Source organism: Microbacterium sp. NPDC055599 (assembly GCF_053618975.1).
On sequence record NZ_JBSHIM010000007.1, the window covers coordinates 192052 to 212437 of the forward strand.

General features: G+C 70.8%; 19 protein-coding genes. All 19 read right to left on the reverse strand.

Annotated elements, in window-relative coordinates; all coding sequences use genetic code 11:
- Positions 1–73: 73 nt before the first annotated feature.
- The 19 genes from rpoZ to ACWGQ1_RS09085 all read right to left on the reverse strand — a co-directional run bounded on the left by rpoZ (position 74) and on the right by ACWGQ1_RS09085 (position 20385).
- The gene (gene rpoZ / locus ACWGQ1_RS08995; RefSeq protein WP_025103490.1) at positions 74–328 is read right to left on the reverse strand and encodes a DNA-directed RNA polymerase subunit omega; all 255 of its coding nucleotides are present in this window, start codon (positions 326–328) and stop codon (positions 74–76) included.
- A gap of 68 nt (positions 329–396) precedes the next feature.
- Positions 397–1308 carry a guanylate kinase gene (gene gmk, locus ACWGQ1_RS09000; RefSeq protein ID WP_136033697.1) on the reverse strand — a complete coding sequence of 304 codons (912 nt, stop codon included), beginning with the start codon at positions 1306–1308 and terminating at the stop codon, positions 397–399.
- Positions 1301–2146, reverse strand: coding sequence for an orotidine-5'-phosphate decarboxylase (gene pyrF, locus ACWGQ1_RS09005; RefSeq protein WP_206251229.1), 846 nt, complete (start codon positions 2144–2146; stop codon positions 1301–1303). Before pyrF ends, gmk begins: the two co-directional genes overlap by 8 nt.
- Positions 2143–5430: a carbamoyl-phosphate synthase large subunit gene (gene carB, locus ACWGQ1_RS09010; protein ID WP_452312819.1), complete on the reverse strand. Its 3288-nt coding sequence runs from the start codon at positions 5428–5430 to the stop codon at positions 2143–2145. Before carB ends, pyrF begins: the two co-directional genes overlap by 4 nt.
- Positions 5430–6608, reverse strand: a complete 1179-nt coding sequence (gene carA, locus ACWGQ1_RS09015) for a glutamine-hydrolyzing carbamoyl-phosphate synthase small subunit (protein ID WP_136033692.1) — start codon at positions 6606–6608, stop codon at positions 5430–5432. The genes carB and carA overlap by 1 nt, the downstream gene beginning before the upstream one ends.
- Positions 6605–7117: a PH-like domain-containing protein gene (locus ACWGQ1_RS09020; RefSeq protein WP_136033690.1), complete on the reverse strand. Its 513-nt coding sequence runs from the start codon at positions 7115–7117 to the stop codon at positions 6605–6607. Before ACWGQ1_RS09020 ends, carA begins: the two co-directional genes overlap by 4 nt.
- Positions 7114–8418, reverse strand: a complete 1305-nt coding sequence (locus tag ACWGQ1_RS09025; RefSeq protein ID WP_136044805.1) for a dihydroorotase — start codon at positions 8416–8418, stop codon at positions 7114–7116. The genes ACWGQ1_RS09020 and ACWGQ1_RS09025 overlap by 4 nt, the downstream gene beginning before the upstream one ends.
- Positions 8415–9380 (reverse strand): aspartate carbamoyltransferase catalytic subunit, encoded by a 966-nt coding sequence (locus ACWGQ1_RS09030; protein ID WP_136033687.1) that lies wholly within the window; start codon positions 9378–9380, stop codon positions 8415–8417. Before ACWGQ1_RS09030 ends, ACWGQ1_RS09025 begins: the two co-directional genes overlap by 4 nt.
- Positions 9377–9907, reverse strand: coding sequence for a bifunctional pyr operon transcriptional regulator/uracil phosphoribosyltransferase PyrR (pyrR, locus tag ACWGQ1_RS09035; protein WP_136036228.1), 531 nt, complete (start codon positions 9905–9907; stop codon positions 9377–9379). Before pyrR ends, ACWGQ1_RS09030 begins: the two co-directional genes overlap by 4 nt.
- Before the next feature lie 83 nt (positions 9908–9990).
- A complete protein-coding gene (locus ACWGQ1_RS09040) occupies positions 9991–11568 on the reverse strand; it encodes a Rieske 2Fe-2S domain-containing protein (RefSeq protein ID WP_136033683.1) in 1578 nt (525 codons plus the stop codon).
- A gap of 79 nt (positions 11569–11647) precedes the next feature.
- Positions 11648–14608 (reverse strand): SNF2-related protein, encoded by a 2961-nt coding sequence (locus tag ACWGQ1_RS09045; protein WP_452312820.1) that lies wholly within the window; start codon positions 14606–14608, stop codon positions 11648–11650.
- Positions 14609–14651: 43 nt separating this feature from the next.
- The gene (gene nusB, locus ACWGQ1_RS09050) at positions 14652–15062 is read right to left on the reverse strand and encodes a transcription antitermination factor NusB (protein ID WP_136033679.1); all 411 of its coding nucleotides are present in this window, start codon (positions 15060–15062) and stop codon (positions 14652–14654) included.
- A gap of 3 nt (positions 15063–15065) precedes the next feature.
- The gene (gene efp / locus ACWGQ1_RS09055) at positions 15066–15626 is read right to left on the reverse strand and encodes an elongation factor P (RefSeq protein WP_136033676.1); all 561 of its coding nucleotides are present in this window, start codon (positions 15624–15626) and stop codon (positions 15066–15068) included.
- A 104-nt stretch (positions 15627–15730) separates the two neighbouring features.
- Positions 15731–16171: a type II 3-dehydroquinate dehydratase gene (locus ACWGQ1_RS09060; protein WP_136036421.1), complete on the reverse strand. Its 441-nt coding sequence runs from the start codon at positions 16169–16171 to the stop codon at positions 15731–15733.
- Positions 16168–16692 carry a GNAT family N-acetyltransferase gene (locus ACWGQ1_RS09065; RefSeq protein ID WP_136044807.1) on the reverse strand — a complete coding sequence of 175 codons (525 nt, stop codon included), beginning with the start codon at positions 16690–16692 and terminating at the stop codon, positions 16168–16170. Before ACWGQ1_RS09065 ends, ACWGQ1_RS09060 begins: the two co-directional genes overlap by 4 nt.
- On the reverse strand, positions 16689–17777 hold the full coding sequence (gene aroB, locus ACWGQ1_RS09070) for a 3-dehydroquinate synthase (RefSeq protein ID WP_136044808.1): 1089 nt from the start codon (positions 17775–17777) through the stop codon (positions 16689–16691). The genes ACWGQ1_RS09065 and aroB overlap by 4 nt, the downstream gene beginning before the upstream one ends.
- The gene (locus ACWGQ1_RS09075) at positions 17774–18292 is read right to left on the reverse strand and encodes a shikimate kinase (protein ID WP_136033669.1); all 519 of its coding nucleotides are present in this window, start codon (positions 18290–18292) and stop codon (positions 17774–17776) included. Before ACWGQ1_RS09075 ends, aroB begins: the two co-directional genes overlap by 4 nt.
- The gene (gene aroC, locus ACWGQ1_RS09080) at positions 18276–19505 is read right to left on the reverse strand and encodes a chorismate synthase (protein WP_136044809.1); all 1230 of its coding nucleotides are present in this window, start codon (positions 19503–19505) and stop codon (positions 18276–18278) included. Before aroC ends, ACWGQ1_RS09075 begins: the two co-directional genes overlap by 17 nt.
- 52 nt (positions 19506–19557) lie before the next feature.
- Positions 19558–20385 (reverse strand): shikimate dehydrogenase family protein, encoded by an 828-nt coding sequence (locus ACWGQ1_RS09085; protein WP_452312821.1) that lies wholly within the window; start codon positions 20383–20385, stop codon positions 19558–19560.
- Position 20386: the final 1 nt, after the last annotated feature.

Here is a 20386-nt window from a genome sequence, read left to right on the forward strand (position 1 = left end):
GGGACGGACGGGGGGAGGGTGTGGCACCCATTCTGGACCGCGCCACCGACGAAGCGGCGGCGCGGTCGTCGAGTCACTCCGCGTGACGCAGGCGGAGCTTGTCCTCGTTGATCTCGTGCAGCGCGATGGTCAGCGGCTTGTCCTCGACGGACGAGTCCACGAGCGGACCGACGTTGTCGAACAGGTTGCCCTCGTGGAGGTCGGAGTAGTAGTCGTTGATCTGGCGTGCGCGCTTGGCCGCGTAGATCACGAGCTCGTACTTGGAGTCGACGCGCTCCAGCAGGTTGTCGATGGGGGGATCGATGATGCCGTTGTTGCGTCCGGCCATGGGGGGACCTCCTGATCAGGCGACGGGGTTCGTCGCGAAGACGGTGCTGCGGGCGCGCGAGGAAAGCGTCAGCGCGCAGAGCTTGTAGACAAGTCTACGACCTCGCGAGCGGCGGTGGCGACGTCCTCGTTCACGACGAGGTGGTCGAACTCGTTCTGCGCGGCCAGCTCGACCTTCGCGGTGCGCAGTCGCCGCGCCCGCTCCTCCGCGTCCTCCGTGCCGCGGCCGACCAGCCGGTGCACCAGCTCGTCCCAGCTCGGAGGAAGCAGGAAGATGAGCGTCGCCGAGGGCTCCGCGGCGCGCACCTGCCGTGCGCCCTGCAGGTCGATCTCGAGCAGCACCGTCTTGCCCTCGGCCAGCGCCGCATCGATCGGAGCGCGCGGGGTGCCGTAGCGCGAGCGGTTGTGCACCACGGCGTACTCCAGCAGCTCGCCGTCGGCGATCAGGCGGTCGAACTCGGCGTCGTCGACGAAGTAGTAGTGCACGCCGTCGATCTCGCCGGGACGCGGCGCCCTGGTCGTCGCCGACACCGACAGGTGGATCTCGGGGTTGTTCTCCCGGATGTGCGCCGCGACGGTGCCCTTGCCCACCGCGGTCGGCCCGGCCAGCACCAGCAGGCGACTGCGGGCCTCGCGCGGCGTGGCCGGCGGGAACCGGCCGTCGAGCCACTCCTCCAGGACACGTCGTTGACGCGCTCCGAGGCCGCCGAGCCGCTTCACCGGGGAGATACGCAGCTCCTCCAGCACGCGGTCGCGCTTGCCGGCACCGATGGCCGGGAGCGCCAGGAGGAAGTCGGTGATGCGCAGCGAGCCCTCGACGGAGTCCGGGTCGGCGGTCGCGCGTCGCAGCACGGCCTGCGGCGTCACGACACGCATCGTCAGGTCGCGCTTGAGCGAGGCGCGGGCCCGGCGGCGCTCGACCGCACGGCGGGCGGCGGCGGCCCTGTCGACCTCGGGAACGGTGCGGTTGGTGTCAGGCACGGGTCACCTCGCGGTACTGGGCGGCACGTCGGGCGATGGTCTCGGCCAGGTCGTCGGGACCCGCGGAGAGGATGCTGCGGCTCTCGCTCGCGAGCACGGTGGGCGACAGCGAGCCGAAGCGCCGCCCGAGGTCCGCCGGCTCAGCCCCCTGCGCACCGAAGCCGGGCGCGAGGATCGGCGCCGCCGGGCTGATCGCGTCGATCCCGGTCGCGGCCAGGTCGAGCGTGGCACCGATCACGAAGCCGAAGCTGCCCCACTCCCCCGCCGGGGTGCTCGTCGCGTTGCGCGCCGAGACCTCGGCGACGACCGCCGCCGACACGGTCTCGCCCGACGCGGTCCGCGCGCGCTGGAGGTCGGCGGCCTCCGGGTTGCTCGTCGCCGCGAGGACGAACAGGCCCTTGCCGTGCTCGTCCGCCAGCGCGAACGCGCCGCCGAGAGCGCCCACGCCGAGGTAGGGACTCACGGTGAGCGCGTCGGCCTCCAGCGGCGTCCCCGGAGCGAGCCACGCCTGCGCGTAGTCGTCCATCGTCGACCCGATGTCTCCGCGCTTGGCGTCGGCGATCACCAGCAGCCCCGCCGTCCGCGCCGCGGAGACCACGTCCTCCAGTGCGGCGATCCCGGCGGATCCGTAGCGCTCGAAGAACGACACCTGCGGCTTCACGACGCCGACGTGATCCTGCGCGGCAGCGACGGTACGCAGCCCGAACTCCCGCACCCCGGCGGCGTCGGCGGAGAGCCCCCACGCCGCGAGCAGGGCGGCGTGGGGGTCGATGCCGACGCAGAGCGGTCCGTGCGCGTCCAGCGCCGCGCGGACCCGCTCTCCGAAGCGTGCGGTCATACCGCGGCCGCCCGGTCGAGCGCGTACTCCTGCAGGCTCTTCACCTGGAAGCCCTCGTCGGCCGCGTCCATGCCGCTCACCGCGGCACCCAGCACCGCGATGGTGGTGAACAGCGCCTTGTCGGCGGCGACGGCGGCCGCGCGGATCTCGTAGCCGTCCGCGCGCGCCGCCCCACCGGACGGCGTGTTCACGACGATGTCGATCTCCCCGTCGTTGATCAGGTCGACGATGTTGCGCGCTCCGGACTCCTGCGTCTCGCTGTACTTCTCGACCACGGTCACCGCGATGCCATTGCGCGACAGGATCTCCGCCGTGCCCTCGGTCGCCACGATCGTGAAGCCGAGCTGCTGCAGCCGGTGGGCCGGGAGGATCACCGCACGCTTGTCGGAGTCGGCGACCGAGATGAAGACGGTGCCGGAGGTCGGCATCCCGCCGTACGCCGCGGCCTGGCTCTTCGCGAACGCGGTCGGGAAGTCGCGATCGATGCCCATGACCTCACCGGTCGAGCGCATCTCCGGGCCCAGGACCGAGTCGACCGTCTTGCCGTCGGCCGTGCGGAACCGCTTGAACGGCAGCACGGCCTCCTTGACCGAGACCGGGGCGTCCAGCGGCACCCGGGAGCCGTCCTGCTCCGGCAGCATGCCCTCGGCCCGCAGCTCGGCGATGGTGGAGCCGGCCATGATGCGGCTCGCGGCCTTCGCCATCGGGATGCCGAGCGCCTTCGACACGAACGGAACGGTGCGGCTCGCGCGCGGGTTGGCCTCGATCACGTAGAGCACGCCGGCGCTGATCGCGAACTGCACGTTCAGCAGGCCCCGGACGCCGACGCCCTCGGCGATCTTGAGCGTGGCCTCGCGCACCCGGTCGACGTCGCTGCGGCCGAGCGAGACCGGCGGCAGCGTGCAGCTGGAGTCACCGGAGTGGATGCCGGCCTCCTCCAGGTGCTCCATGACCCCGCCGATGAACAGGTCGGTGCCGTCGTAGAGCGCATCCACGTCGAGCTCGATCGCGTCGTCAAGGAAGCGGTCGACCAGGAGGGGCTTGCCCTCCTCGATCACGACCTCCCCGGCCGTGCGGACGAAGTAGTCGCGCAGCGCGTCGGTGCCGTAGACGATCTCCATGCCGCGTCCGCCGAGCACGAAGCTGGGGCGCACGAGCACCGGGTAGCCGATCTCCTCCGCGATGCGCACGGCGCCCTCGACATCGATCGCCGTGCCGTTGCGCGGCGCGAGCAGCCCGGCGTCGTCGAGCAGGCGCGAGAAGAGCTCGCGCTCCTCCGCCAGGTCGATCGCCTCGGGGCTGGTGCCGAGCACGGTGTATCCCGCGGCCTCGATGCCCTTCGCGAGCCCGAGCGGCGTCTGGCCGCCGAGCTGGCAGACCACGCCGAGGATGGTGCCGCTCGCGGCCTCGGCGTCGAGCACCTCCAGGACGTCCTCCAGGGTCAGCGGCTCGAAGTAAAGCCGGTCGGACGTGTCGTAGTCGGTGGACACGGTCTCGGGGTTACAGTTCACCATGACGGTCTCGAACCCGGCGTCCGACAGCGCGAACGAGGCGTGCACGCACGAGTAGTCGAACTCGACGCCCTGCCCGATGCGGTTCGGGCCCGAGCCGATGATCACGACCTTGGTGCGGTCGGAGGGCTCCACCTCGGTCTCCGCGTCGTAGCTGGAGTAGTGGTACGGCGTGAGCGCGGGGAACTCCCCGGCGCACGTGTCGACCGTCTTGTACACCGGCCGGATGCCGAGGCCGTGGCGCACGCCGCGGATCTCCACCTCGGTCTCGCCGCGCAGCTGGGCGAGCTGCGCGTCGGAGAAGCCGTGCTCCTTCGCGTAGCGCAGGGTCGCCGCGTCGAGCTCGGGGGCCGTGCGCACCACCTCGGCGACCTCGTTGATGAGCACGATCTGGTCGAGGAACCACGGGTCCATCGCCGTCGCCTCGAACGCCTGCTCGATGGTCGCGCCCTTGCGCAGCGCCTGCTGCAGCGTCACGATGCGGCCGTCGGTCGGGGTCTTGGCGACCTCCAGCAGCTCTTCGACGCTGCGCGGCTCGTCGCCCCAGTGGAAGCTGGAGCCGCGCTTCTCGAGCGAACGCAGCGCCTTCTGCAGCGCGGTCGCGTAGTTGCGGCCGATCGCCATCGCCTCGCCCACCGACTTCATGGTGGTGGTGAGGGTGGCGTCGGCGGCCGGGAACTTCTCGAACGCGAAGCGCGGCACCTTGACGACGACGTAGTCGAGCGTGGGCTCGAAGCTGGCCGGGGTGACGCCGGTGATGTCGTTCGGGATCTCGTCGAGGCGGTAGCCGAGGGCCAGCTTGGCGGCCAGCTTGGCGATCGGGAAGCCGGTGGCCTTCGACGCCAGGGCGCTGGACCGCGACACGCGCGGGTTCATCTCGATGACGATGATGCGCCCGTTCTCCGGGTTCACCGCGAACTGGATGTTGCACCCGCCGGTGTCGACGCCGACCGCGCGGATGATGTCGATGCCGATGTCGCGCAGCTTCTGGTACTCGCGGTCGGTGAGGGTCAGCGCCGGGGCGACCGTGATCGAGTCGCCCGTGTGCACGCCGACCGGGTCGACGTTCTCGATCGAGCACACGACCACCGTGTTGTCGGCGGTGTCGCGCATGAGCTCGAGCTCGTACTCCTTCCACCCGAGGATCGACTCCTCCAGGAGCACCTCGGTGGTGGGCGAGTCGCGCAGACCCGCACCGCCGATGCGCCGCAGGTCCTCTTCATCGTACGCGAAGCCGGAACCCAGGCCGCCCATCGTGAACGACGGCCGCACGACGAGCGGATAGCCGAGCTCTTCGGCGCCGGCGAGCAGGTCGTCCATGGTGTGCGCGATCACGCTGCGGGCGACGTCGGCGCCGGCCTCCAGCACGAGCTCCTTGAAGATCTGGCGGTCCTCGCCCTTGCGGATGGCGTCGACCTTGGCGCCGATCAGCTCGACGCCGTACTTCTCGAGGATCCCCTGCTCGTGCAGCGCCATGGCCGCGTTGAGGGCGGTCTGGCCGCCGAGGGTCGGCAGGATCGCGTCGGGCTTCTCCTTGGCGATGATCGTCTCGATCACGGCCGGGGTGATGGGCTCGATGTAGGTCGCGTCGGCGAAGTCGGGGTCGGTCATGATGGTGGCCGGGTTGGAGTTGACCAGGATGACCCTGACCCCCTCTTCGCGCAGCACGCGGCACGCCTGGGTGCCGGAGTAGTCGAACTCGCAGGCCTGGCCGATGACGATCGGGCCGGAGCCGATGACGAGGACGGAGGAGATGTCGTCGCGCTTGGGCATTACTGGGCGTCCTTCTTGTTCGCGATGACCATGTCGCGGAAGCGGTCGAAGAGGTAGTTGGCGTCGTGCGGACCGGCCGCGGCCTCGGGGTGGTACTGCACCGAGAACGCGGGGATGTCGAGGGCGCGCAGACCCTCCACGACGTTGTCGTTGAGGCCGACGTGGCTGACCTCGACCTTGCCGTAGCCGTGCGGGCTGTCGAAGGAGCCCTCCAGGGGCGCCTCGACCGCGAAGCCGTGGTTGTGGGCCGTGATCTCGACCTTGCCCGTCTGCTTGTCGAGCACGGGCTGGTTGATGCCGCGGTGGCCGAACGGCAGCTTGTAGGTGCCGAGTCCGAGGGCACGGCCGAGCAGCTGGTTGCCGAAGCAGATCCCGAAGAAGGGCAGTCCGTCGTCCAGCACGGCACGCAGCAGCTCCACGTGGTCGCCCGAGGCGGCCGGGTCGCCCGGGCCGTTGGAGTAGAACACCGCCACCGGCTCGATCGCCCGGATGTCGTCGATGCTCACGTCCTGCGGGAGCACGTGAACGTCGAACCCGCGGGCGGCGAGGTTGTCGATCGTCGCCTGCTTCACGCCGAGGTCGAGCACGGCGAGGTTGCCGATGCGCTCCCCCACCGCCGGGGTCACGGTCGCGCTCTCGACCGAGACCTGCGCCGACAGGTTGAGTCCGGTCATCTCGGGGGCCTCCCGCACGATGCGCAGCTGCTCTTCCGCGTCGAGAGCGGCGTCGTCGCCCGAGAAGATGCCGCCGCGCATGGATCCGGCGGACCGGATGTGGCGCGTGACCGCGCGGGTGTCGATACCGCTGATGCCGACGATGCCGTCCTCCACCAGGACGTCGTCGAGGGAGGCGTTGGCCCGCCAGTTCGAGACCACGCGCGAGGGGTCGCGGACGATGTAGCCGGCGACCCAGATGCGGCGCGACTCGGTGTCCTCGTCGTTCATGCCGGTGTTGCCGATGTGCGGCGCCGTCTGCAGCACGATCTGACCCGCGTACGAGGGGTCGGTGATGGTCTCTTGATATCCCGACATGCCGGTGGCGAACACGACCTCGCCGAGGGTGCGGCCGCGGGCGCCGTACGCGCGACCGGCGTGACGGGTGCCGTCCTCGAGGACGAGCACGGCGGGATCGGGCAGGCGGGACGGGGAGTCCGCCGGGGACGATGTCTGGTTGGTCATGACGTTGCTCCTGTGTCGGGGGCAGCGGGGACGAGCCGCTGCAGGTCGGAGATGAGGTTCTGGGGATCGCCGCCGGTGAGCCGGAGGTAGCTGTCCACGATCGTCGTGTCGGCGACGCGCCACGCGATGCGGACGAGGCCGCCCGGTTCGACCACGCGGTCGATCGTGACGGTGGCCCGGTCGACCGCGACGAGCTGGTCGCGCGCGAGGAAGACCGTGGGGGCGCCGTCGAGGGCCAGCGCGACACCGCGGTCGGTCACCGCCAGCTCCCCACGCGCCCGGAAGGCGAGCGGCGTGATGGCCACGCGTTCGAGGGGCTGCTCGTGCGTCGTCGTCGACACGTACAGCACCTCGTCGCGGCGCATCACCTCCGCGTGCTCCGGCACACCGAGGGGCGCGGTGAACGCGGCATCGCGCCGCACTCGTCGTCGCCAGGCGAACAGCATCGCGAGCAGCACCAGCAGCGCGAGGGCGATCAGGATCGCGACCGCGAGGTCCCGTGCGCTCATGCGCCGAGCTCCTCGACGACAGCTCCGCCGTCGACGGTCAGCACGCCGCCGTGCAGGGTGTACTGCACGCGGCCCGGCAGTTCGCGGCCGAGGTACGGCGAGTTCGTGCTGCGTCCGCGCAGGTCCGCCTCGGTGAACACGCCGTCGACCGCCGCGTCGTACAGCGCGAGCTGCGCCGGCTGCCCGACCTCGAGCGGGGTGCCGTGCCCGGCCAGACCGCCGATGCGCGCGGGTGCCGCGCTCATCACGCGGGCCACGTCCGACCAGTCGAGCAGGCCCGTCTGCACCATGGCCTGGTGCACGACGCGCAGTGCGCTCTCGAGCCCCACCATGCCGTTCGCGGCCGCCGGCCATTCGCACGCCTTGTGCTCGCTCGGGTGCGGGGCGTGATCGGTCGCGACGATGTCGATCGTGCCGTCGGCGAGGCCCTCCCGCACCGCGAGGACATCCTCCTCGCGGCGCAGCGGCGGGTTGACCTTGAACCGCGCGTCATAACCGCGGACGAGTTCGTCGGTGAGCAGCAGGTGGTGCGGAGTGACCTCCGCCGTCACGTTCACGCCGCGCTTCTTGGCCCAGCGGATGATGTCGACCGAGCCGGCCGTCGACAGGTGGCACACATGCAGGCGCGAGCCGACGTGCTCGGCGAGAAGCACGTCACGCGCGATGATCGACTCCTCGGCGACCGCGGGCCAGCCCGTGAGGCCGAGCTCCGCCGAGACGGTGCCCTCGTTCATCTGGGCGCCCTCGGTCAGGCGGGGGTCCTGGGCATGCTGGGCGATCACACCGCCGAACGACTTCACGTACTCCAATGCGCGGCGCATGATCAGCGGGTCCCACACGCAGAAGCCGTCATCGCTGAACACCCGCACCTGCGCACGCGAGGTCGCCATGGCGCCGAGCTCGGCGAGGCGCTCGCCCTTCTGGCCCACCGTGACCGCGCCGATCGGCTGCACCGTGGCGTAACCCGCAGCCTCGCCGAGGGCCAGCTCCTGCTCGACGACGCCGGCCGTGTCGGCCACGGGCGACGTGTTCGGCATCGCGAACACGGCCGTGAAGCCACCGGCCGCCGCCGCGCGGGTGCCGCTGAGGATCGTCTCCGACGCCTCGTACCCGGGCTCGCGCAGATGCGTGTGCAGGTCGACCAGACCCGGCAGGGCGATGAGGCCGGCGGCATCGATCACTCGCGCGCCGGCACGGCTGAGCCCGGAGCCGATCTCGGCGATCCGGCCGTCCTCGATGATCAGGTCGGCGCTCTCCGCGCCGAGCAGCCGTGCACCGGTGATGACGAGGGTCTCGCTCACAGGTCTCCCCCTCGTTCGTCGTCTCGTTCGCCCGCCAGCAGCAGGTACAGCACAGCCATCCGCACGGAGACCCCGTTCGAGACCTGTTCCAGCACCGTCGAGCGGGGCGAATCGGCTGCTTCGGAGGAGATCTCCAGCCCCCGGTTCATGGGTCCGGGGTGCATCACAATGCTACCGGCCGGAAGAGCGGCCACACGCCGTGCGTCCAGACCCCACCGGCGCGAATACTCCCGCTCGGTCGGGAAATACGCGGCGTTCATGCGCTCCAGCTGGATCCGCAGCATCATGACCGCGTCCGGCCCGGCCGCCAGCGCCTCGTCGAGGTCGTAGACGACCCGGACCGGCCAGAGCGACACGTTCTGCGGCACCAGCGTCGGCGGCGAGACTAGCGTGACCTCGGCGCCCAGGGTCGTCAGCAGCCACACGTTCGAGCGCGCGACCCGCGAGTGCAGCACGTCGCCGACGATCGTGACGCGGAGACCGGTCAGGTCGCGTCCACGGCTGTCCGCGCCATAGCGGCGCTTGCGGATCGTGAACGCGTCGAGCAGTGCCTGCGTCGGGTGCTCGTGCGTGCCATCACCCGCGTTGACGACGCCCGCAGAGATCCACCCGCTCGTCGCGAGGGTCTGCGGGGCGCCCGAGCCGGGGTGACGGACGACGACCGCATCGGCGCCGATCGCCTCCAGGGTCTGCGCCGTGTCCTTGAGGCTCTCGCCCTTGGAGACGCTGGAGCCCTTCGCGGCGAAGTTGATCACGTCAGCGGAGAGCCGCTTGGCCGCGGCCTCGAACGAGATCCGGGTGCGGGTCGAGTCCTCGAAGAAGAGGTTGACGACCGTCTTGCCACGCAGCGTCGGAAGCTTCTTGACCTCGCGCGACTGCGTGTCCGACATGTCCTCCGCGACATCAAGGATGCGCAGCGCCGTGGCGCGGTCGAGGGTGCGGGTGTCCAGGAGGTGCCTCATTCGCCGATGGTCACCTCCTCGGCACCGTCCGTCTCGAACAGACGGACGTTCACGCGCTCGGTGCGGGCGGACGGGATGTTCTTGCCGACGAAGTCGGGTCGGATCGGGAGCTCGCGGTGACCGCGGTCGACGAGGATCGCCAGGCGCACGGCGCTCGGGCGGCCGATCGACTGGATGGCGTCCAGCGCGGCACGGATGCTGCGACCGGAGAAGAGGACGTCGTCGACCAGCACCACGGTCTTCCCATCGATGCCGCCGGCCGGGATCTCGGTCGGCTGCGGGGACCGCGTCGGGTGCTTGGCCAGATCGTCACGGAAGAGCGTGACGTCGAGCGAGCCGACGGGGACGGAGACCTGCGCGATCTCACTGATCAGGGTGCCGAGGCGATGCCCCAGGGTGACGCCGCGGGTCGGGATCCCGAGGAGGACGAGGCCGTCGGCGCCTCGATTCGACTCGAGGATCTCGTGCGCGATCCGGGTCAGCGCTCGTGAGATGTCGGCTTGGTGCAGCACAGTGCGCACGCTCATCAGCCGCTCCCTTCTCCGCCTCACAGGACGGTGTTAAAGGTTGCTTGCGATGTCAGTCTATCGGAGCGAGAGACCGCGTCCGCTCAGCTCGCCTCCTGGAGCACGGCGTCGGTGACGTCGTCGATCTTGCGAGCGCGGATCGGGTGGCCGCTCGTGGAGAGGCACCGCCCGGTCTTCAGATCCCATTTCCAGTCGTGCATGCTGCACGTCAGGACGCCGTCCTCGTCGACCGAGCCGGTGCGGGTCAGGTCGGCGCGCAGGTGCGGACACCGGCGCTGCACCACCCAGTCGCCCACCTCGGCGTCTTCGGTCTGGTCGGTCTGCTCCTGGTACCAGTTCTCGACGTACTCGATGCGGTCCACCGACAGGCACTTGAGGAACGTGGTGAGGAACTCGTTGAACTTGCCGCTGCGGCCCACGGAGAACTGCATCGACAGGAAGATCGAGTTCGACCAGTCGATCTCGTGATCACGGATGTTGGTCGAGACGAGGTCGGCGGGGATCGTGTACCAGTAGACGCACTCCTCCCCCGCGTACTCGCGGACCTTGGCACGCGGGAAGTCCACCACCATGTCGAGCTCGCCGATGCGGAACCGCACGTGGCCGCCCACGCCGAGTCGGATCGTGCGCGACTTCTTCAGCAGCGGCTCCCACCAGTTCTTGAGGGCCTCGAGCATCTCGGCGGGCGGGATGATCTCCGCGCGGGAAGCTTCCTCGTCGCGGATCTCCTGCTGTCGCGACGCCCGCTGCTCCTCCAGGTAGTCCCACTTGTCGTCGAACATGCGGCTGATCTCGGCCTCGGTGTACAGGGTCTGCGCGGTCGTGACCTCACCGCCGTCGATCGTGACGACCGTGCCGGGGATGAACAGCTGGCCGTCGTACTGCGGCGACAGCTCCTTCATATGCGCCAGGAACTGCTTCTGATCCGTGAAGATCGACTCGCCGTTGCGGCCCGTGCCGTTGAAGTCGAACAGGTCGTCGCGCAGGAACATCGGCGGACCGGCCATCGGGAACACGTGCGGGGCGTCGACCTTGTCGATGTAGTACATCGCCCGCTTGTTCTGGGCCTCGCGCTTGAGCCGGGCGAAGTTCTGCTTCGCGTCGAGCGGCAGGTCGTACACCATCGGCCACCAGATCGCGCCGGAGACCTGCGTGAAATAGGCATCCGGCTTGCCGAAGTGCAGCAGCTTCTCGAGGTCGAGAGGGTGCGAGTCGTTCTGGTTGAGCATCGAGCCCGTGCCGTCGTCGACGCTCAGCGAGGAGTCGCCGATCGGGCCGTCGCTCGGCGCCCGCAACGGCGTGATCATCAGCTTGAGATCACCGCGCTGGATGATCTCGCCCGCAGGCGCGTAGGTGATGTTCGTGTACCCGAGCGCCCGGATGTCCTGCTCCAGGTCGTCGATCGGATACTCCGGCAGCAGCACCTCGATGTCCTTGCGGATGTACCGCTCCAGGAGGGCGGGGTCGAAGTGGTCGCGGTGCCGGTGCGAGATGTACAGGAAGTCCGCCTCGCGGCCGAATCGCTCCCAGTCGAGCGCGCGGTTGTCGGGGAACGGGAACCAGGAGCCGAAGAACGAGGGCCCGAGGACCGGGTCGCAGATGATGTTCCCGCCGACCGTCTCGATGAACATCCCGGCGTGGCCGAGTCCCGTGATCCGCATTGCATTCCTCTCGAAGATGAACCGTTCGATTGTACCGAGGTGTCCCTGGGCGACCGGTCGGACGAGCCGGGGATAACCCTCAGGCCTCGAAGAGCCCGCGGATGTCGTCGGCCGAGAGCGACTGCGCGAACAGGGCGTCGTCGTCGAGCACGGCGGTGAAGAGCCGGGCCTTGCGCCGCTGCAGGGCGAGCACCTTCTCCTCGATCGTGCCGGTCGCGATCATCCGGTAGACGAACACCTGGCTCGGCTGGCCGATGCGATGCGTGCGGTCGACGGCCTGCGCCTCGGCGGCCGGGTTCCACCACGGGTCGAGGAGGAACACGTAGTCGGCCTCGGTGAGCGTCAGACCGAACCCGCCCGCCTTCAGGCTGATCAGGAAGACCGGCTGCTCGCCCGTCCGGAAACCCTCGACCACGGCATCCCGTCGCCGCGTCGCACCGTCGAGGTGGGCGTAGGGGATCCCGGCAGCCGCGAGTCGCTCCGCCGCGAGGTCGAGGAAGGACGTGAACTGGCTGAACACCAGGGCGCGGTGGCCCTCCGCCTGGAGCTCGACCACGCGCTCCAGCAGCACGTCGAGCTTGCGCGAGCCGATCCGGGCGTCGGCGGGGTCGACCAGTCCTGGTGCGAGGCTGAGCATCCGCAGCAGCGTGAGCGAACGGAACACGATGAAACGGTTGCGGTCGAGGTCCTCGAGGAGCCCCAGCACCTTCTGGCGCTCCCGCTGCAGCACCGTCTCGTACAGCGACCGGTGCGCCGCGCTGAGCTCCACCTCGAGCACCTGCTCCTGCTTCGGAGGGAGGTCGGCCGCCACCAGCTCCTTCGTGCGCCGCAGCAGCAGCGGCCGGATCCGCCGGCGGAGGCGGGCCAGGCGACGCGCGCGGTACTCGCCGCCCTCCGCGTTCTCCGGGACCTTGCCCTGCTCGATCGGCTGGATGTACTGCTCCCGGAACTTCCGCGCCGACGCGAAGAGCCCGGGAGCGGTGAGCTTCAGCAGCGCCCACAGCTCGCTGAGACTGTTCTCGAGCGGGGTGCCCGTCACCGCGAACGTCACATCGGCGGGAAAGCTCGCGACGGCGCGGTGCAGCTTGGTGGCCGGGTTCTTCACGAACTGCGCCTCGTCGAGGATCAGGCCGGCCCAGGTCACCCCGGCGAAGGCCTCCGCGTCGATCCGCGCGACCGCGTACGTGGTGACCACCAGGTCCGCGCCCGCGGCGACCGTCGACAGCGACGGCCCGGACGAGGTGGACCTGGCGGCGACGCGGAGCCCCGGGGTGAACTTCGCGGCCTCGCTCAGCCACGTCGGCAGCACCGAGGTCGGGACGACCACGAGGAAGGGGCGCGTCTCTCCCGCCTCGCGGGTGTGAGCGACGAGCGCGAGCAGCTGCAGCGTCTTGCCGAGGCCCATGTCGTCGGCGAGGATGCCGCCCAGCCGGTGCCCCCACAGGAACGCCAGCCAGTCGAGCCCCTGCTGCTGATACGGCCGCAACTGCGCCCGGACGCCGGACGGCACCGGGACCGGGGGCACCCCCGCCGCGCCGCGCAGGCCGTCGGCCGTCGCGCGCCAGCTCACGGCGGGCACGGCCTCGTCCGCGAGGTCCTCGAACTCCTCCCACAGGTCGATCTGGTGGCGGCTGAGGCGCGGCCCCGTCTCCCATTCGTCGAGGTCGCCCGCCTCGTCGATCAGCTCACGGAGTCGATCGAGCGCCGGATGGTTCAGCGAGAAGTAGGTGCCGTCGACGAGCAGGAGCTTCCTGCGACCCCTGCTCATCGCGGTGAACAGCGGCTCGAACGGGATCGTGCGCCCGTCGATGCGCACCAGCACGCCCAGGTCGAACCAGTCCGGATCGGTGGACTCGACCGTGCTCACGGTGATCTCGGGCTCGCCCGACAGTTCGCGATACGTCTTCCGGCGACCGTCGACGACCACGGTCACGCCCTGCGCCTCCAGCGCCGGCACGGCCCTGGTGACGAACTCCGCCGCCTCGACGTCGTGGAAGGCCCCCTCCGCGGCGAACGGCTCCCCGATCAGCTCGGCCCACCGCGCGGCGAGGTCGTGCCCCGCCGCACTCTCCGCCCGCAGATCCCGCACCGCCTGCGGTCCGGGGGCGAACGGCACGCGCCCGAAGCCGCGGTAGTCCCACTCGAACGCGTAGGCCACCGTGTCCCCGCGGCGGAACGAGAGGCGCAGCACGGGCTGCGGCGCGGGCAGCTCCGGAAGCCGCACCCGTCCGAGCCCACGGGTCGGTACCCGCCGTGCCAGCACCGGGTAGGCGTCGCGGAGGAACACCTCCTCGTCGGCCGCCGCCACGGTGAGGCCGCCCGGCGCGAGGAGGAGGGGTCGCAGCGGTTCGGCCACCGGAGACTCCGCGAGCGTCACGTGCAGCCGCGCCCCCGACTGGTCGACCGCGTAGAGCCCCGTTCGACCGATCGGATGCACGGAGTCGGGCTCGACCGCGCGTCCGTCGAGCGTAATGGCAGGACGCACCACCAGCGTCCCGTCGTCGGCCCGAGCCACGGTGGCCTCGACCGACGCGGACTCCGCGATCGCCACGGTCGTGGACTTCTGCGTCGCGACCAGGGGGATGCCGAGTGCGCCGGCCACCCTGAGGTGCCCCCACAGCAGGCTCGACTCGATCAGGTCCGCGACCAGCCAGTCGCCCGCCGTGCCGGACAGCAGACTGTCTCTGGCGATGCTGAGCAGATCGGCGAACCATCGAGAGCGCTCACGTCCGTATTCGTCCGGCGCGCGACGAACCGCGTCCCAGGTGGCGGCGCCGAGCACCCACGCGCCGGTCGCGGCGCTGCGCTGGAGGGGACGGATGCCGAGCAGCAGCTCACCGGTCCCTTTCGCCACGTCGCGCGGCGTCGCGGTGCGCTGGGGTCGCGCGGCCCAGGGGTTCACACCACGGGAATCGCGCACCCGGAGCTCGACGCCCAGCGCGAGCGCGGTCCGCGGCTCGGCCGGGATCGCCGCACCGAGGATCGACCGCCAGTCGGACGGCGCGCCGTCGTCGCGCGCGGCATCGGAGGGAACGGTCATACCCCGATCCTCTCCGAGGCCACGGACACCGGCGCCGGTGCGCTCAGGCGGCGCGAGCCACCCGGGCGAGCACGCCGTGCACGAACGGACCGGAGTCGTCGGTCGAGAACTCCTTCGCCAGCTCCACGGCCTCGTCGATCGCGACGGCGGTGGGCACCTCGTCGTTGTACAGGATCTCCCAGACGCCGATGCGCAGCAGCGCCCGGTCGACCGCAGGCATCCGCTCGAGCTTCCAGTCGCGGCTGTGCGTGGTGATCTGCTCGTCGATCTCGTCGCGCTGGTCGATGATGCCGTCGACGATCTCCCTGGCGTACAGCCAGGAGGCCTCGCGAGCGGGCTCGCTCGCCGCGCGCTTGGCCTCGGCCGCCAGCGCGATCGCGAGGTCGTCGCCGCGGACGTCGGCGGAGAACAGGATGTCGAGAGCGCGCTTGCGCGCCTTCGTGCGGGCGCTCACGCCTTACTTCTCGCGGCCGAGGTAGTCACCCGTGCGGGTGTCGACCTTGACCTTCGTGCCGGTCTCCAGGAACAGAGGCACCTGGATCTCGTACCCGGTCTCGAGGGTCGCGGGCTTGGTGCCGGCCGACGAGCGGTCGCCCTGCAGGCCGGGCTCGGTGTATGTGACCTCGAGGATCACGGACGCCGGCAGATCGATGTAGAGAGGGTTGCCGTTGTTGAGGGCGATCGTGACCTGCTGGTTCTCGAGCAGGAAGTTCTTCGCGTCGCCGACCGTCGCCGCCGGAAGCGTGATCTGGTCAAAGTCGGTCTGGTCCATGAACACGAAGCCGTCGCCGTCGGTGTACAGGTAGGTGTAGTCACGGCGGTCGACGTTCTCGATCTCGATCTTCGCGCCCGCGTTGTACGTGCGGTCGACGACCTTGCCCGACACGACGTTCTTCAGCTTGGTGCGGACGAACGCGCCACCCTTGCCGGGCTTCACGTGCTGGAACTCGATGACGCTCCAGAGCTGCCCGTCGATGCTGAGGACGACGCCGTTCTTGATGTCTGCGGTGGATGCCATGCGCTGAAGGTTCCGTTCGTGAGTCCGTGGGGCCGGAGTCGGCCGACAGTCGATTCTACGGGATGATCACGCACGCCCCGCGTGCGCCCGCCTCTGGCCGGGGGTCAGAGAAGCGCGGCCAGCTCCCGCACCGCGTCGGCATAGCCGTCTACACCGCGCCCGATCACGCGCACCGCGGCCACATCGTGCAGGAACGAGTGATGGCGGAACTCCTCCCGCGCGTACACGTCGGAGATGTGCACCTCCGCGAATGGCAGGCCCACCCCGGTCAGCGCATCGCGCAGCACCACCGAGGTGTGCGTCAGGCCGCCCGGGTTGATGATGATCCCGATGCAGTCGGCGCGCGCGGCCTGGATGGCGTCGATGAGCACGCCCTCGTGGTTGCTCTGCACCGCCCGCACCGCGAAACCGGCCTCGACCGCGGTCTCGGTCGTGATCCGCTCGACGTCCGCGAGGGTCGCGGTGCCGTAGATGTCGGGCTCCCGCGTCCCGAGGAGGTTGAGGTTGGGGCCGTTGACCAGCAGCAGCCGACGCTCGATGCTCATGCCCTCACGCCCTCCGACCCGGCGAGCTCACGCCGCAGAACCCACTCCCGACCGAAGCCCGTCGTCTCGATCTCCCCGGTCCGTGCGAACCCGGCGCGCGCGTACACGGCCTGCGCCCGGTCGTTGTCGACGTGCACCTCCAGCTCGAGCGCGGCCAGACCCTGCTCGAGGGCCCAGGCCGCCGCCGTGTCGAGCAGAGCGTCGATCACGCCGGAGCCCCGGTGCTCGTCCGCGACGTAGACGCCGACGACGAGTCCGGCCTCGGGTCGCTCGCGGTGCGGCAGCACGGTGGCGGTGCCCACCCACTCCCCCGCATCGGTCACCGCGACGAACTGCGCAGCCGCCGACGGCTCGGCCGCGTTCACGGTGCGCTCCTGCCAGAAACGGTCGGGTTGGCCGCTCGCATGCTCCACGGTGTCGAGGAACGCGATCGGGGCGGCCGGATCGGCCAGGGCGCGCAACCGCAGCGCCTTCACCTGCGACCATTCCCCGGCTTCGACGCGACGCACGTGGACGCTCACTCGCCCACCTCCTGGTAGGCGGCGAACAGCAGCGACTCGTCGGGTGCCTGCAGCACGGTGGGCTTCGCGATGTCGTCGAGCAGGATGAAGCGCAGCATCCCGCCGCGGCTCTTCTTGTCGCGCTGCATCGTCGCCAGCAGCTGCGGCCACGCGCCGGCGCGATACGACGTGGGAAGGCCCAGGGACTCCAGGATCGACCGGTGCCTCTCGGCAGCCGCATCCGAGAGCCTGCCGGCCAGCCGCGACAGCTCCGCGGCGTACAGCATGCCCACCGAGATCGCCGCGCCGTGCCGCCAGCGGTAGCGCTCGGCGTGCTCGATCGCGTGGCCCAGCGTGTGCCCGTAGTTGAGGATCTCCCGCAGACCCGACTCACGGAAGTCGTCCGACACGACCTGCGCCTTCATGCCGACCGCGAGCTCCACGGCCCGGCGGAACTCATCCGTGGTCGTGTCGACCGCCCGCGCCGGATCCGCCTCCACGATGTCCAGGATCTCCGGTGCCCAGATGAAGCCGGCCTTCACGACCTCGGCGAAACCGGCCGTCGCCTCGTTCGGGCTCAGGCTGCCGAGCTCGTCGAGGTCTCCGATCACCGCACGGGGCGCCCAGAACGCGCCGACGAGGTTCTTGCCCTCGGCCGTGTTCACGCCGGTCTTGCCTCCCACCGCGGCATCCACGAGCCCGAGGACCGTCGTGGGCACGTGCACCACCTGCACGCCGCGCAGCCAGGTCGCCGCCACGAACCCGGCGAGGTCCGTCACGGCCCCTCCGCCGTAGCCGACGACCGCGTCGGTCCTGGTGAAGTCGGCCTGGCCCATGATCTGCCAGCAGAAGGCGGCCACCTCGATGCGCTTGCCCTGCTCGGCATCGGGGATCTCGGCCAGCAGCACCTCGCGCGGGCCGTCGGCGGTGTCGGCGAGGAGGCGGTCACGAAGCTCCGCCGCACGGTTCGCGAGGGTCGGCGGGTGCACCACGAGCACCTTCCGCACGCCGGGGGCGAGGGCTGCCGAGACGCTGTCGAGGATGCCGCGCCCGATCGCGATGTCGTAGGGGTCGGCGCCGGTGACGCCGATGGTGGTCGTGCTCATCTCTGTTCTCTCCTCCATGCCACGATCTCGTCCGCGATGCGCTGCATCGGCCGTCGCGAGGTGTCGAACGAGATCGACGCGACCTCCTCGTACCACTCGCGCCGCTCCGCGAAGATCCGCTTCCACCGCTCGACGGGGTCGTCGCCGGCCAGCAGCGGCCTCGTGCCGCCGCGGAGCCGGTCGGCCACCGCGTCCTCGCTCACCGTGAGGAACACCACCGGGTGGCCGTGCAGCAGGTGCCGGGTGTCGGCGTCCGTCACGGCGCCGCCGCCGAGGGAGATCACGCCGCCCTCGCTCAGCGCCTGCGCGACCGCCGCCCGCTCGAGGTCGCGGAAGTGCGCCTCCCCGTGCTCGGCGAACAGGGCGGGGATGGGGCCGTGCGCCGCGACGATCCGCTTGTCGGTGTCGATGAAACCCACCCCGAGTCGTCGAGCGACCCGTCGACCGACGCTGGTCTTGCCCGACGCCATCGGGCCGACCAGTACCACCGACAGCGGATCAGCCGCGTTCGTCATGCGCGATGAGCGCCGCCTCGGACGCGGGTGCCGTGCGCAGCTCCTCGGGGATGCCGTCGAGGTATCCCGCCAGGTTGCGCCGTGTCTCGCGGATGCTGTCTCCGCCGAACTTCTCCAGCACGGCCCGGGCGAGCTCGATCGCGACCATCGCCTCGGCCACCACCCCGGCGGCCGGCACGGCGCACACGTCGGAGCGCTGGTGGTGCGCTGTCGCGTCCTCCCCCGTCGCCACGTCGATCGTGCGGAGCGCATGCGGGACGGTCGCGATCGGCTTCATGCCGGCCCTGACGCGCAGCACCGTGCCCGTGGACATCCCGCCCTCGGTGCCGCCCGCGCGGTCCGAACCGCGGGTGATGCCCCCGGCGGCGGCGAAGAGCTCGTCGTGGGCTGCCGACCCGCGACGCCGAGTGGTCTCGAAGCCGTCGCCGACCTCGACCCCCTTGATGGCCTGGATGCTCATGAGCGCCTGCGCGAGACGGGCGTCGAGGCGCCGGTCCCAGTGCACGTGGGACCCGAGCCCGGGCGGAAGGCCGTACGCGAGCACCTCGACGATGCCGCCCAGGGTGTCGCCGTCCTTCTTCGCATCGTCGACCTCGGCGACCATCAGTGCGGACGTCGCCCGGTCGAAGCAGCGCAGCGGATCGGCGTCGAGTGCGGCGACGTCATCCGGGGTGGGAAGCGGTGCCCCGTCCGGCACCCGGACCGGGCCGATCGACAGCGTGTGGCTGACCAGGCGGATACCCAGTTCGGACAGGAAGGACCGCGCGATCGCGCCGAGCGCGACCCGTGCCGCGGTCTCCCGCGCGCTCGCGCGCTCGAGGATCGGGCGAGCCTCGTCGAAGTCGTACTTCTGCATCCCGACCAGATCCGCGTGGCCGGGCCGCGGGCGGGTCAGAGGTGCACCGCGACCGCGCGACCGGTCGGTGAGCTCGACGGGCTCCGGGTTCATGACCTCGATCCACTTCGGCCACTCCGTGTTGCCGATGCGGAGCGCGATGGGGCTGCCGAGCGTCTTGCCGTGCCGGACCCCGCCCGAGATCGTGAGCTCGTCCTGCTCGAACTTCATGCGCGAGCCGCGGCCGTAGCCCAGCTTGCGACGCGCGAGATCGGCCTGGATGGCCTCGGACGACACCGGGACGCCGGAAGGCAGACCCTCCATGACGGCGATGAGTTCTGGGCCGTGTGATTCGCCGGCCGTGAGCACGCGGAGCATTGCTCCAGTCTCCCATGCGTTTCGCGTCCGCCGCGCCGCGTGTCGTCGCGGGTCAGAGCGCTGCGCGCATGGCGGCGATCACGTCCGTCTCGGCCGGGAGGGGCGCGGCCGGATCGCCGTGGTGGAAGATGCGGATCTGTCGCACAGCCTGGTGCAGCAGCATCCCCAGCCCCGACACGACCGTGCCGTCGCCCCACGCCGCGGCGAGCGACGATGGCCACGGCGCGTACGCGGCATCGAACAGCGCACCGCCCCGAGCGGCCAGGGGCTCTGTCACCGCGGAGGGCAGGATCGTGCCGGACGGCAGCGTCGCCACGGTCAGGTCCACCCGGCCCGGCCGCGACCCGGCATCGGCGTCCGCGAGCGGGTGCGCCGAGACGACCACCGAGAGACGCTCCCCCAGCGCCACCAGAGCCGATGCCCGCTCGGGTCGACGAGCCCGGACGTCCACGCGCGACACCCCCATGTCGGCGAGGGCCACGAGTGCCGAGGCTGCCGTGGCTCCTGCTCCCAGGAGCCGCGCGGTGTCCGCGGTGGTGATCCCCGCCTCCGCCAGCGCGTCGACGATGCCCCCCACATCCGTGTTGAAGCCCGCCGGGGTGGAGCCGAGGAGGAGGGTGTTGACCGCGCCCGTGAGTTCCGCGTGCGCGTCGCGCGCCGCGGCGAACCGGTACGCCTCCTCCTTCAGGGGCATCGTGAGCGACAGCCCACGCCACGAGGGGTCGAGACCACGCACGGCAGCCGCGAAGTCGTCGGCCGCCACCCGCCGGCGTCCATACTCCCAGTCCAGGCCCAGCACGCGGTAGGCCGCGGCATGCAGCTCGGGCGACCGGGAGTGCGCGATCGGGTCGCCCCAGACCGCGAGTCGGGTCGACGTCACG

Excerpts from the sequence above, each read along its gene's own strand:
- pyrR (WP_136036228.1), bottom strand. The coding sequence starts at position 9,907 with ATGAGCGTGCGCACTGTGCTGCACCAAGCCGACATCTCACGAGCGCTG.
- aroB (WP_136044808.1), bottom strand. The coding sequence starts at position 17,777 with ATGAGCACGACCACCATCGGCGTCACCGGCGCCGACCCCTACGACATC.
- ACWGQ1_RS09020 (WP_136033690.1), bottom strand. The coding sequence starts at position 7,117 with ATGAGCGCACGGGACCTCGCGGTCGCGATCCTGATCGCCCTCGCGCTG.
- ACWGQ1_RS09040 (WP_136033683.1), bottom strand. The coding sequence starts at position 11,568 with ATGCGGATCACGGGACTCGGCCACGCCGGGATGTTCATCGAGACGGTC.
- ACWGQ1_RS09075 (WP_136033669.1), bottom strand. The coding sequence starts at position 18,292 with ATGACGAACGCGGCTGATCCGCTGTCGGTGGTACTGGTCGGCCCGATG.
- pyrF (WP_206251229.1), bottom strand. The coding sequence starts at position 2,146 with ATGACCGCACGCTTCGGAGAGCGGGTCCGCGCGGCGCTGGACGCGCAC.
- carB (WP_452312819.1), bottom strand. The coding sequence starts at position 5,430 with ATGCCCAAGCGCGACGACATCTCCTCCGTCCTCGTCATCGGCTCCGGC.
- ACWGQ1_RS09045 (WP_452312820.1), bottom strand. The coding sequence starts at position 14,608 with ATGACCGTTCCCTCCGATGCCGCGCGCGACGACGGCGCGCCGTCCGAC.
- rpoZ (WP_025103490.1), bottom strand. The coding sequence starts at position 328 with ATGGCCGGACGCAACAACGGCATCATCGATCCCCCCATCGACAACCTG.
- aroC (WP_136044809.1), bottom strand. The coding sequence starts at position 19,505 with ATGCTCCGCGTGCTCACGGCCGGCGAATCACACGGCCCAGAACTCATC.
- efp (WP_136033676.1), bottom strand. The coding sequence starts at position 15,626 with ATGGCATCCACCGCAGACATCAAGAACGGCGTCGTCCTCAGCATCGAC.
- carA (WP_136033692.1), bottom strand. The coding sequence starts at position 6,608 with ATGACCAACCAGACATCGTCCCCGGCGGACTCCCCGTCCCGCCTGCCC.
- ACWGQ1_RS09030 (WP_136033687.1), bottom strand. The coding sequence starts at position 9,380 with ATGAGGCACCTCCTGGACACCCGCACCCTCGACCGCGCCACGGCGCTG.
- ACWGQ1_RS09060 (WP_136036421.1), bottom strand. The coding sequence starts at position 16,171 with ATGAGCATCGAGCGTCGGCTGCTGCTGGTCAACGGCCCCAACCTCAAC.